The following is a 13,024-nucleotide window of genomic DNA, read 5'->3' as shown; positions in this document are numbered from 1 at the left end:
CCTAAATTCAATAGCTAAATTTAGGGCAAAAATGATGTTATGCGGGGAGTGAAATACCTAAGTCGCGCATCTGCGCTAATTTATAACGTAATGTACGAGGGCTTATACCTAGCGTTTCAGCGACATCTTTTCGCTTACCTTGGCATCTTGCTAACGTTTCTAAAATAATGCGATGCTCTTTATCTTTTAGCTCATCCTTATAACTTCCCGTATCAACAGCCAATAAGTCTTGTTTTGTTGGCTCGGCTGGAGATGACTGTTCGTCATAATACGCTGAACTCATAGTGCCTTGGTCAATATCTCTATTAGTAGCATTTACTTGCTGCTGACTAGTATTTTGCGCGCTGACAGATGCAGGCTCCATTACAAAATCTGTCGCCGCTATGTTTTCAATGAAAATAGCATGCTCGTTTAGAGTATCCCCAGTCCTAAGTATTAACGCACGTTGTATTACGTTATCAAGCTCACGCACATTACCAGGCCATGAATGAGCAAGTAATTTTTTCTCTGCGGCACTATCAAGATAAGCCATAGGCTCTTTACTTTTGTTTAAGTGGCGCTCAATTAAATGCTTAGCCAATACAAGGATATCTCCAGGTCGCTGACAAAGTGGTCGCCACATCAAAGGAAACACATTAAGCCTGTAATATAAATCTTCTCTAAATTGGTTTTCGGTAACCGCTTCTTTCAAATCGCGGTTACTTGTTGCAAGTATACGTACATCTAACTGGATTGTTTTTCTTCCACCTAAGCGCTCTACTTCGCGCTCTTGCAACACACGAAGTAGTTTAGCTTGCAGCCCTAAATCCATTTCTGTTATTTCGTCGAGCAATATAGTACCGCCTTGCGCTTGCTCAAACTTACCAGGACACGCTTGAATTGCGCCTGTAAACGCGCCTTTTTCATACCCAAATAAGGTTGCTTCAAGCATGTTTTCAGGAATTGCTGCACAGTTAATTGCAACAAACGGCGCATCGCATCGGTTCGATTTATCATGAATATACCGTGCAAGCACTTCCTTACCTGAACCACTTGGGCCTAGCACCATAACGCTCGCATCAGAGCGTGCAACTTTACTTGCTAACTCTAAAAGTTGAATACTGCTTGGGTCGGCAACAATGGGTCCGTCGGTCTCTTTTGCTTTTTCAGGTAAGTATCGACTTACCATATTGAGTAAAACTTCAGGTGCAAACGGCTTTGCCATGTAATCAATAGCGCCCAAGCGCATCGCTTCAACAGCATCGTCAATGGTAGCGTACGCCGTCATCATTAAAACAGGCAATTCAGGGTGGTTAAGCTTAATACTGCGTAGTAAATCAAGCCCACTCATAGTGCCCATTTGTACATCACTCACCACCAGCGAAAATTGCTCTTTTTTCAGCAATAACATGGCTTGCTCTGCACAATTAGCCGCAATACATTCAATCCCCGACATTTCGAGTGTGTCAATTAAGGCTTCGCGAAGCCCTGCATCATCTTCGACAACTAAAATAGTGTTACTCATAATGATTCCTCTAATTTAGATGCGGTGCGAATAGGTAAAAGCAAACTAAAGCATGCTCCACCGCCTTTATTATTAGTCACGTCAACACGCCCCTGATGAGCGTTTGCAACCGAACTCACAACAGCAAGCCCTAACCCTGTGCCTTGGCTTTTAGTGGTATAAAAGGGTTCAAATATTTTTTCTGCTTGAGTTAAATCAATACCTGGACCGTTATCGGATACGCTGATACGAACAAAATCTGGATTTTGCTCGTCAGTCGCAGCACTTAATTTTACTTCAGCGCCAGCACCAATGACTTGAATACTGTTATGGATTAAATTTTGAATTGCGCTGGCTATGGCTGATTTATTGCCTGTTATTTGAATATCTGGCTCTGGGAGGTTAACAGCTAAATGACTGTCATTTAGTGTCACCATAGCATCAGCACCCGCTTTTACCTCACTGAGTAACTGCTGCATAGACACTTGTTCAACAACTTGTTGGTCGCCACTTTTGGCAAAAAGTAGCATATCGTTTACTTGAGTTTCTAAATCTTTTAAGCGTGACATTAACTTGCTTTGAAAATTATCGCGAGATGCCTCGGGTAAACGCTTAGAGCCCAAATTAGCAGCATAAAGCATGGCCGCTGAAAGTGGGGTTCGAACCTGATGTGCAAGCGACGCCACCATTTTACCCAAAGCACTTAGGCGCTGCATATGAGCAACTCGCTTTTGTAAACGGCGTGTTTCACTCAAATCGGTCATTAAAATTAGCTGGCCCGGCTCGGGCGCTAACGCTGTTATATCAAGCTTAATTAAACGGCCATCTTTAAGCGATACTTCGTGACCATCGTCTTGATGCGGTCTAAAAGAGCGTTGAATAACGCTAAACCACTTTTCACCTTCTAAAGGTTCGCCTAACATATCAATGGCTATTTGGTTGGCCTTTGCAATCATTCCTTTACCATCAAGCACAACCACACCTGCGGGCATGGTATCAACTAAATGTGAAAGCCAACTTGCTTGCTGACGCAGATCGCTTAACTCACCTATGTACTCCTCTTGAAGTAAACATGGGTTATACTGATTTGCAGAAATAAACTGTGGTTTAAGCACGCTCGCAAGGGCCATAATCAAATCTCGAATTTGTATAGATATGGAGCTCAATGCACAATGTGTACCAAAATTATTTATATTATTTTCATTAACTTACAATAATAATAGCGCGACATAAAAATGACGCGCATAAAAAGGAATATGTATGAGTGAGCAAATAAAATGCCGATGTGCTTGGTTAGACGCCACCAAACCCGATTACGTTTTATATCACGATTTGGAATGGGGCGTCCCTGTTTACGATGATCAAACACTGTTTGAATTTATAACGCTAGAGTCGGCTCAGGCAGGCTTAAGTTGGTATACCATTTTAAAAAAACGACAAGGGTATAAAAATGCATTTGCTAATTTTGATGTAAATAAAGTCGCGTTGTTTACCCAAGACGATGTTGAGCGTTTAATGCTTGATGAAAATATAGTACGAAACCGTTTAAAAATTAACGCCACAATAAATAATGCCAAGCAATTTATAGACATTCAAAAAGAATTTGGCAGTTTTAGCGCGTATCAATGGCAGTTTGTTGATAACAAACCGATCGTGAGCAATTTAAATTATACCGAAGAGACGCCTGCAATCACTAAAGAATCAACAGCCTTCGCAAAGGATTTAAAAAAGCGCGGCTTTAAATTTTTAGGCCCTACCACGGTATACGCTCATATGCAGGCCTGCGGTATGGTTAACGATCATAGTAATGACTGCTTTAGAAAAGAAGAAATTATACAGGCGTTTAATGGGTAAGTAATTTGCTCACAAAGAGGTTAAGAGGCGCTGCGCTTTTGAGAAGTAACGTAAAATTTAGCTATATTCACTCATTTACCCTAATTTTTCAGATATGTGTTTAAGTAATTAAAAGCTACACTTTTCACGCAAGTAAGCTCAGCGTCTAGCATCAAAGTCTAAGTTTGCGTTTATCTTGTAGACGCCAAGCTTGCTTGCGCGACGGGCAAAGCCCGTAAATTAATTGCTCAAAAATGAATAAAAATAACAAAGAGTATTTCACCATTTTCGTACTGCTAATCTCGTGAAAGATTATACTTTTTCATTTTTTCGACCAGTGTTGTACGCCTTACACCTAATATTTCTGCGGCGCGCGCAACAACGTAATCAAAACGCTCTAAAGCTTGGGTAATTAAGCTTATTTCAAGCTCTGCTAAATACTCTTTAAGCTCAATGCCCTCTTCGGGTAATACGCCTGAGCCAGCTTGGTTAAATTCAGGCTCTGGCTCATTGTCATAATCACTAAACCCTGTGCTGAATATATCGTTAAAAGCATCTTTTTCCATAAGTTCTTCAGGATATTCAGGCTCGTAAGCATCTACCTCAATGTAACGATATTTATTGGGTAGATCAGGGATGTCCACTACCTTTTCAGGGAACATTATAACCATGCGCTCAACCAAATTCGCAAGCTCACGGATATTTCCCGGCCATGCATGCTCTTTTAAGCTTTCGATCGCTCGCTCAGTAAATTTAGCTGTCGTGCCCGTTTGCTCGTTTACGCGACGCATTAACTCCTTAAGTAGTAACGGAATGTCATCAGCACGCTCACTTAACGACGGGTTCTCTATAGGGAATACATTTAACCGGTAATATAAATCTTCACGAAAGCTGCCTGCTTCAATCATGACTTCGAGGTTGCGGTGTGTTGCAGCAATAACACGTACATCGGCTTGAATCGCCTTAGTGCCACCTACACGCTCATAGCTTCGCTCTTGTAATACGCGTAAAAGTTTAACCTGCATTTGTAGCGGCATATCACCAATTTCATCTAAAAACAGCGTACCGCCTTGCGCCAACTCAAAACGGCCTTTACGCGCAGAAATAGCCCCTGTAAACGCCCCTTTTTCGTGGCCAAAAAGTTCACTTTCTAATAGTTCTGCAGGTATGGCCCCACAGTTTACAGGCACAAATGGTCCTGTACTTCGTTTAGAAAGTAAGTGAACGTTACGTGCAACCACTTCTTTACCAGTACCTGACTCACCTAAAATTAAAACGTTTGCATCTGTTTTTGCTACTTGTTCAATTAAAAAACGGACCTCTTTTACGGCTTGTGTTTCACCTACAAGGCCATCAAAAGATTTATGTGACTGAGTATTTTTGTGCTCCCCCGGCAACATACGATGATACTGCTGGCAATCATGAAGCAATTGTGTGGTCACTTCATGATTAAATGGCTCACAAATAAGTCCAACTACATTAGCAATGCTAAGTAATGGTCTTAACGTTTCACCTATTAATAAAAATGGAAGTGTTGGGTAGCGCTTAATTAAGTTTTCGTGATCGAGAGACTGTAAAGCCCCTAAAATGACCATACACTCATGCTGCTGATATTTTGCACACTCTTGTTCAAAGTTGTCTTCATCTAAACGATGAGTAACCTCACCGATAAAACCAAGTGATGCGTTTAACCCAATAGAGCGATTGTTATTATTATCTAAAATCAGGATCATAGTTAGCGAGCCGTGCTTCACTCTTTAATGTAATTAACTAAATTGTAAGCCAGTTAAGCACGGATGCAAGTGATAGCGGCAGTTTTTTGACATAAACGCCAAAAAACAGACGCACTCGTTAATTCAATCATACTTAAGAATTAACTATTAAGTATTAATATATAATCCCCCATATAAAAGCTAACTAAAAATTTTAAATCACTAATTACCCAATACATAAAATATATAAGCTATTATTTACTTAAGTTAAAAGTAACAATGCCGATAACTATACAAATGTAAAACGCTTGGCATTAATATTGCTATTATTTTGATGTTAGTTTTACATAATTTTGAAGTTAAATTTTAGGATTTTCCCATGGCCCATGTCTCATTGAAAAAATACAGTCAAGTTCGTACAAGCAGCATTGCCGAAATGGCCCCATACGAACAAATAAACCTTATATTCAGTAATATTATCGGTCGCTTAGCTGCTACTAAGGGTTTTATTGAGCGCAAAGAAATAGCAAAAAAAGGGGAAAACATTTCAGCATGTATTTTGCTATTTGGTGCACTGCAAGACGCACTTAATTTAGAAGTAGAACAAGACCCTAGTATTTCTAACAATTTATTGGCACTTTACGATTACTGCCAGCGCCGTTTAACGCAAGCGAACATAAACAACGATATTGAAGCAATTGTGGAAGTATCAAGTATTGTTAAAGAAATTAAAGAAGGCTGGGATAACATTCCGCTAGATCAACGCAGCCCTGCGGTTTAATTTCAATTATGGACTCGCCAACATTTTCAGAGCCATTAACTAACTACTCTGAGCTCATACAAACGTTGCTTAGTAATATTGAAGTGTTAGTAAATGATGATAACGCAGACGAAGCTCAGCCTCTTTTAGACACTTTAAATGTTAAACTAAAGCAATGGTGCGAAAGCAGCGACGGCCCAAGCGCAAAACAATTAGAATTAATTCAGCTTCGTATAAATACTATTTTAGTAAAAGCGAATAGTGCAAAAAACGAATCATCAAAAGCTATTATTAAACATAAAAAATCAGGTAAGGCGATTAAAGCTTATAAAGCAAGTCGCTAAAATCTACTTAAAATAGAAAGCACAAAAAAACCGTTTTAAATAACGGTTTTTTTGTGCTTTCTTAATTTAGTTATTAATATTATATTTATCTACTAAGAGTTATCTCGTACTACGCCTGGCATATTCTCTAATTGAGCTTGAACATAGCTGCTAGTGTTATTAAGGCTCGCTACTAATAAATCCATCGCATTATATTGAGCGTATAACCGAGAAGATAACGACTCCATTTTACTAGCAAGGCTCACGCGCTGATCATCTAAATCATCAAGTTGGTTCGTTTTACTGTCTATTCGGTTTTGGATAATGCCGTCAGAGTCTGTATAAAAGCTCAATTTTTCATCAAAGGACTTTGCAAACCCACCATTATCGTCGCCTTCATTACCCACGAAAAACTGCTGTACTAAATCAACATCTGCATCTATTTTGTCATCCAATGTTTCACTATTTAGTGTTAAAACACCGTAGCGGTCTGTTTCAACACCTAACTGCGAAAGTGATAACGAGTTCCCGTCACCTAAATCAATAGGATTTGTTATTTCGCTACGAAGCTTTGACATAACGCCTCGAAGTAATGAATCCCCAGCCATAACCCCAACGCCATCTTCGCTTGATGCACCTAGGTTCTTGCTTAGTTCTAATAGCTCATTATAATTTTCGATAAAGCTATTTAAACCAGCTTTGATATTATTATTATTCTCTTTAACCGATATATCACTCAAATCGTCATCTGTGTCGTGTGACTTTTTAGCTGTTATTGTAATACCGTCAATTACTCCGGCAAATTCATTAGATGAGCTACTCACTGTAAGTGAACCATCAATGGTAATAGATGCATCTGTTGCCTCTATTATTTCATCAATATTCTTAACACCATTTAAATCAAAAGCTAATCGCGAAAGTCCATTTAAATCGGTGTTGTCTCCGTCAATATCAGCAACTTCAATATTAATGATGTTATCAACACCACTATTTTTAGCTGAAAAAACCAAATGCTGTCCATCATCGTCAGTAATAATAGTTGCGTTAATACTGTCGTTATCGTTGCTATCATTTATCGCATCACGAATTTCGCTAAGAGTTGCTGTGTCAGACACAAGTATCTCAAAGCTGTTATCGCCAGAGGCCAAGGTCATAGTGCCCTCACCTACTGCAGCTTCAGAATCAAAAGCTTTTGATAAAATTTTATGTTCCGAAGCTAAGTTATTTACCTTTACTGAGTATCCTCCAGGTTGGGCTTCTCCATCAGCACTTATCGATATAAAATCATCGCTGCCTGATGTGCTCCGCTGTTGGAACTTATCGCTATCACCTAATATTTGCATTGAAGTTTGTACTTTTTCAAGCGCTGACTTGAGTGCACCAACAGCTGAAATATCTGTAGTTAAATTACCTTCTCGAGTATTTAAACGAGCTTCAGCAGGTGCTTGCTCAGCATTGACTAACGCATCAACAATATCTGATACAGCTAAACCAGAGCCTAAACCATTAAACGATATAGACATATTTCACCCCTAAATACTTAAAAAATTAACTAGTGTTGTTTTACTTAAACTAAACTGTTTGGTCGATTAAAATACCTGCAGATTCAGACAATTTAGATACTAAACTTAATACTTCCTCAGAAGGATACTGCTTAATTACTTCACCACTGTTTTTATCGAGCACTTTAATGACATCGCGGCCTGAATCTTCATCAACTTTAAATTGCAAACTTCGGTTCATTTCACCCATAAAGTCCTGCAATTGTTGCGCCATTTGTTCGAGCTGTTCGCGTTCTAACGGCTGAGCTTTTTCATCTTGACCGTTATTGTTGTATTGATTTTGCTGTAACTTTTGTTGACTTTGTGCGTCCGCCTGCTTCACATCATCTACCGCTCGCTCAGTTAAAGAGTGAGCCGCTTGCCCTACTTGCTTATTATCACCAGAAATGGGAACCGGTGATGTTGTAACCTCTGCGTTTGAAGTAATTGTATTCATAACAGATTCCTATTTTTCACTTAATTAAACCAACAATAGCTTAGTTTATATTCTTAAACCACAAAAGGAGGTAGCTAAAGCCACCTCCTTTTTTAAAATACCAATACTGACTTTATGTATTAGTTAGCTAACCATTGAGCTATTGCCTTTAACCTATTAAGCTAAGTGCTGCTTGTGGTAATTGGTTTGCTTGCGCTAGGATTGATGTTCCAGCCTGTTGCAGTATTTGGTTTTTCGTCATTTGTGCAGTTTCTGCCGCAAAATCAGTATCTTGAATACGACCACGTGATGCAGATACATTTTCTTGAACATTTGCTAAATTACTAATTGTTTGGCTAAAACGGTTTTGTACCGCACCTAAATTAGCTCGTTGTGAATCTATTTGCGATAGTGCACCATCAATTACAGCTAAGGCATTTTGCGAACCATCTTGAGTTTTAATATCTACATCTGAAACTTTAGATAGTGCTGCTACACCACCAGCACCAGCATCAGCAGCCGTAGCCGCAACAACATTAAAGTTACTATCAGATGAAAGTTTAATACTTCCCGCAACAGTTGTGCTATCCGCAGCAGCTAACTGACCATCAAGTGAAATTGGAGCGGCCTGCGTCGTTCCGTCTTGAGCAATACCTGCTACGGTCATATCCGCAGTCGCTGCTGTAAAGTCTGCAATTTCAATATCTTTACCGCTTTCGTCTGTCAGTATTAATCGACCATCTTTACTCTCTGCGGTTACACCCGTGTTACTTGTCTCTTCATTGATAGCTGTTGCTAAATCAGTTAAATCATCGGTGCCCGAAACAGAAGCTGATATTTGAACAGAGTTAAGGCTAAAACTTACTGAGTCGCCTGCTGTTAACTTAATTTCAGCTTGCGTTCTAGCGTCAGCTGTAACGCCTGTTGTACCTGACAGCTCATTAATACCTGCAGCAATTGTTTCCGCTGAATCACCACCACTAGGTGCGGTAGTAAGCGCTGTGCCATCGATACTTAAAGCTCCACCGGCTACCCCATTAGTTGATAGTGCACTTGTATCTGCTGCAGCGCTCGCTCTACCAAGACCTAAGGCACTACCAGCGGCACCTGCTAGTACTTTATCGAAAGAGCCTATACTATTAGCTGAGATATCTTTTAAAGTAACACCGATTGTTTCATTTGCATTAGAACCAACTTGGAAAGACTTAGTCCCGAATGAACCATCTAGTAACTGCTGACCACCGAAAGACGTTGTTTCTGCAATACGTGTTAGTTCTGTATTTAGCTGTACTACTTCTTTTTGTAAAGCATCGCGGTCTTTGTCTGAGTTAGAGCCATTAGCAGATTGCAGTGCTAATTCACGCATTCTTTGTAAGATGTCGGTAGAAGCTTGCATAGCACCTTCTGCAGTTTGCGCCATTGAAATACCATCATTAGCGTTACGCTGTGCAACACCCAAACCATTAATTTGAGATGTTAAACGGTTTGATATTTGCAGGCCTGCTGCATCATCTTTTGCGCTATTAATACGCATACCCGATGATAGACGCTCCATTGAGGTAGCTAAATTTGAACCTGACGCTGAAAGGTTACGTTGAGCGTTTAATGAAGATACATTTGTATTTACTGATATAGCCATGATAAAACTCCTGATTACTTTCGTAATATTGCTGTTTTGATTTAACCAAGAGCTGCCACAAATGTATGCTCAGCTCCGTACTGATTAAGTTAACGGCAGGAAACTTATTATCTTTAGGAATATTTTTAAAATAAATAGATTTATTTATAAAATAAATCCTAACCACCTGTTTTAAAATGAGTAATTAAAAAATACACCACGATTTACTCCTTTAATTAGTATTAGAAAACAAAAACGCACTTAAATTGAAGTGCGTTTGTACTTTCTGGATTTAGTTAGACTAATAATTAGCCGCCTAACAAGCTTATGGCTGCCTGTGGTATTTGATTTGCTTGCGACAAAATGGATGTACCCGCTTGTTGCAAGATTTGGTTTTTCGTCATTTGTGCGGTTTCGGTAGCAAAGTCTGTGTCTTGAATACGACTACGCGATGCAGACACATTTTCTTGAACATTGGCTAAATTACTAATTGTCTGGCTGAAGCGATTTTGTACAGCACCTAAATTTGCTCGTTGCGAATCTATTTGTGAAAGCGCACCATCTATAACAGCTAAAGCGCTTTGCGAGCCGTCTTGGGTTTTAATATCAATATCAGAAACCTTTGTTAAATCAGAAACACCACCAGCACCAAAGTCCGCCGCTGTGGCAGCAACAACACTAAAGCTATTATCAGATGAAAGCTTAATACTACCAGCTATAGTTGTACTATCTACTGTAGCCCCTTGACCGTCAAGTGAAATTGGAGCGGCCTGCGTTGTTCCATCTTGGGCTATTCCAGCGACAGTCATGTCAGCCGTAGCTGCTGTAAAGTCTGCAATTTCAATATCTTTACCACTTTCGTCTGTCAGTATTAATCTGCCATCTTTACTTTCTGCGGTTACACCTGTATTACTTGTCTCTTCATTAATTGCTGTTGCTAAATCAGTTAAATCATCGGTACCCGAAACAGAAGCTGATATTTGAACAGAGTTGAGCGTAAAGCTGACAGAGTCGCCAGCTGTTAGCTTAATCTCAGCTTGTGTCCTAGCATCGGCTGTAACACCTGTGGTCCCTGATAACTCGTTTATTGTTTCTGCAATTGCGCTTGCTTCACTACCAGCAGCAGGGTTCGCTGCTAATTGAGTTCCATTGACAGTTAAAGCACCGGTACCAGCAAATCCATTACTAGATGCTGCACCATCGTTAGCTGCCGTACTAGCCCTGCCCAAACCAGCTGTACCAACTAACACCTTATCAAATGATCCTATACTATCTGCAGAAACATTTTTAAGTGTCAGCCCTATAGTTTCGTTTGCATTAGCTCCGACTTGAAAAGATTTCGTGCCGAAATCGCCATTTAATAATTGCTGACCACCAAATTGGGTTGTCTCTGCGATTCTTGTAAGTTCTGACTTGAGTTGAACAACTTCTTTTTGAAGAGCATCACGATCTTTATCTGAGTTTGAACCATTTGCAGACTGCAAGGAAAGCTCTCGCATTCTTTGTAAAATATTAGTAGATGCCTGCATAGCACCCTCAGCAGTTTGCGCCATTGAAATACCGTCGTTGGCATTTCGCTGCGCTACAGCTAAACCATTTATTTGTGAGGTTAAGCGGTTTGATATTTGTAAGCCCGCCGCATCATCTTTTGCGCTATTAATACGCATACCAGAAGCTAGGCGCTCCATTGACGTTGCTAGGCCTTCGCCAGATTTAGTTAAGTTACGTTGTGCGTTTAATGACGACACATTAGTATTTACTGTTAATGCCATTTTACCATCTCCTAGGTTTAAACAGAGTGTGGTTCAACACGTTTTAACAGGAACCACTATTCGATAATTTCTAATTATTAGAAAAGCATTTACTGTGCCAACTTTTAAATAAATATAACCACATGTTTTTAAAGTATTTTATATCAAAATATTAAACGTAAATAATAAGTTATCTGGTTAGCTGGAGTGACGACAATTTATTGCCGCTATTTTGAGGGAGGTTTTTGCCGCTTTATATTAGCTAAAGCGGCAAGGTATTTCTGCTTATAAACTGTTTATAAGTAATCAAATAAAGAAAGGTTAGTTAAACGGCCAAACGTGGCTTGCGAAGCTTGCAGTGCCGTTTCTTGTTTAGTGAGTTCACTAATGGCTTCTGCCATGTCTACTTCTACTAAGTCAGAAAGGTTGCTTTTGTTTTGAATATCTTGTGCAAAATTTGAGTCACTTATTCTTTCAAGTGCGTTCATACGCCCACCTAAACTGGCTTGCGTAAACACAACTTGCTCGCTGGCATTTTGTAATTGCACTAAGCCACCGGCTAAAACTTGCTGAAAGTCATCACCTTCAAGTGTGCCATCATTTAACCCAGTAATGAGTGATTGTAATGTGTTAAGCACGTTTTCTTTGCCTGGTTTTTTAAGCGTAAAATCAAGCTGGCCTGGTGCTGCGCCTTCAAATTCGATTTTCATACCGGCAAAATCGATTGGCTCATCCGTTACCTCTCCTACTTGTGCAGGATTAAGCGGTACACCATCTCGTAAAATTTCATAAGTATCAGGGTCGTTCGCTGTAGCACCTGGTGTTATTACCACATTATAGGTGTTAGCTGTTGCCGCTGCGGTTGGATCTGCGTTGTAATTTGCTTGGTGGAAACGGTCGAACTCTGTTTGACCATCAACATAAACCGTTCCTGCAGTAATATTATTTGCAGGCGTAGTTACCGGGATCGCAGCTTGATTATCAGTAACATTAAGTCGTGCGTCGGTTTTTTCAAACGTATCAAAACCGTTATCGCTAGATTTAATACTTACGCCTTCAGCAATGGTTATTACATGCTGGCCTTGATCCCCATTATAGGTGTACTCACCTGTTGTAGAGTCAAATTGGTAAGGTTGGGTGCTGTCTTGGTAGCCTGAAAAAATAAATCTGCCATCTTCTGAGCGAGTATTCATTAAATTGACGAGTGTTTTTTGTATTTCACTCAGCTCAGCAGCGATAGACTCTAAATCATCTTGAGTATAAGCACCATTGCCCGCTTGTATAGCCAGTTCTTGCGCTTGCTGAATATTGGTATTTATACTTTGTAAAATTGTTTCTTCTGTTTCTAGTCGGCCATTTAGTTGGTCAATATTTTTAGCATGCTGCTCATTTGCCTGTATTTTATTTGAGTAAAGCATCCCTTGCGAAATAGCGGCAGGTGCTTCTGAAGTAGTTAAGTATTTTTTACCCGTTGTTACTTGCTCTTGTGCATTAGCAACTCTTTGCTGATTGTCGAGTATTTTATTAATGTTACTTTGGTACATCAAATTGTTTGATAAGCGCATAA

The 13,024-nt window shown here is 39.7% G+C and carries 11 protein-coding genes; 3 read left to right on the top strand and 8 right to left on the bottom strand.

The genetic code is table 11. From position 1 onward, the window contains the following. Positions 1-37: 37 nt before the first annotated feature. Positions 38-1,504, bottom strand: coding sequence for a sigma-54 dependent transcriptional regulator (locus MTP24_RS04380; RefSeq protein ID WP_243532960.1), 1,467 nt, complete (start codon positions 1,502-1,504; stop codon positions 38-40). Next, positions 1,501-2,613 (bottom strand): ATP-binding protein, encoded by a 1,113-nt coding sequence (locus MTP24_RS04375; RefSeq protein ID WP_138740375.1) that lies wholly within the window; start codon positions 2,611-2,613, stop codon positions 1,501-1,503. The genes MTP24_RS04380 and MTP24_RS04375 overlap by 4 nt, the downstream gene beginning before the upstream one ends. Positions 2,614-2,743: 130 nt before the next feature. Here MTP24_RS04375 and MTP24_RS04370 point away from each other — a divergent pair, with 130 nt between their 5' ends. Next, positions 2,744-3,337, top strand: coding sequence for a DNA-3-methyladenine glycosylase I (locus MTP24_RS04370; RefSeq protein WP_243532958.1), 594 nt, complete (start codon positions 2,744-2,746; stop codon positions 3,335-3,337). 275 nt (positions 3,338-3,612) lie between these two features. On the opposite strand, the gene MTP24_RS04365 is transcribed toward MTP24_RS04370, so the two are convergent. After that, positions 3,613-5,049 carry a sigma-54-dependent Fis family transcriptional regulator gene (locus MTP24_RS04365; protein WP_243532957.1) on the bottom strand — a complete coding sequence of 479 codons (1,437 nt, stop codon included), beginning with the start codon at positions 5,047-5,049 and terminating at the stop codon, positions 3,613-3,615. 358 nt (positions 5,050-5,407) lie between these two features. On the opposite strand from MTP24_RS04365, the gene fliS reads away from it, so the two are divergent. Beyond that, positions 5,408-5,809, top strand: coding sequence for a flagellar export chaperone FliS (gene fliS, locus MTP24_RS04360; RefSeq protein ID WP_243532955.1), 402 nt, complete (start codon positions 5,408-5,410; stop codon positions 5,807-5,809). Positions 5,810-5,817: 8 nt separating this feature from the next. Further along, on the top strand, positions 5,818-6,132 hold the full coding sequence (locus MTP24_RS04355; protein ID WP_182737099.1) for a hypothetical protein: 315 nt from the start codon (positions 5,818-5,820) through the stop codon (positions 6,130-6,132). Between the two features lie 92 nt (positions 6,133-6,224). Here the strand turns inward: MTP24_RS04355 and fliD are convergent, their stop codons facing one another. The 5 genes from fliD to flgL form a co-directional block, all read right to left on the bottom strand. Beyond that, positions 6,225-7,634 carry a flagellar filament capping protein FliD gene (gene fliD / locus MTP24_RS04350; protein WP_243532953.1) on the bottom strand — a complete coding sequence of 470 codons (1,410 nt, stop codon included), beginning with the start codon at positions 7,632-7,634 and terminating at the stop codon, positions 6,225-6,227. A gap of 49 nt (positions 7,635-7,683) precedes the next feature. Then, positions 7,684-8,109 (bottom strand): flagellar protein FlaG, encoded by a 426-nt coding sequence (locus tag MTP24_RS04345; RefSeq protein WP_243532950.1) that lies wholly within the window; start codon positions 8,107-8,109, stop codon positions 7,684-7,686. 148 nt (positions 8,110-8,257) lie between these two features. Next, positions 8,258-9,727, bottom strand: a complete 1,470-nt coding sequence (locus tag MTP24_RS18950; RefSeq protein WP_279388990.1) for a flagellin — start codon at positions 9,725-9,727, stop codon at positions 8,258-8,260. Positions 9,728-10,014: 287 nt separating this feature from the next. Beyond that, the gene (locus MTP24_RS04325; protein ID WP_243532948.1) at positions 10,015-11,478 is read right to left on the bottom strand and encodes a flagellin; all 1,464 of its coding nucleotides are present in this window, start codon (positions 11,476-11,478) and stop codon (positions 10,015-10,017) included. Positions 11,479-11,753: 275 nt separating this feature from the next. Further along, positions 11,754-13,022: a flagellar hook-associated protein FlgL gene (gene flgL / locus MTP24_RS04320; RefSeq protein WP_243532946.1), complete on the bottom strand. Its 1,269-nt coding sequence runs from the start codon at positions 13,020-13,022 to the stop codon at positions 11,754-11,756. Positions 13,023-13,024 lie beyond the last annotated feature (2 nt).

The sequence above is a fragment of the Pseudoalteromonas sp. APM04 genome (assembly GCF_022809815.1).
Classification (GTDB): domain Bacteria; phylum Pseudomonadota; class Gammaproteobacteria; order Enterobacterales; family Alteromonadaceae; genus Pseudoalteromonas; species Pseudoalteromonas marina.
The sequence above is the reverse complement of the archived record's forward strand: the minus strand, read 5'-3'. Positions and strand labels throughout refer to the sequence as shown.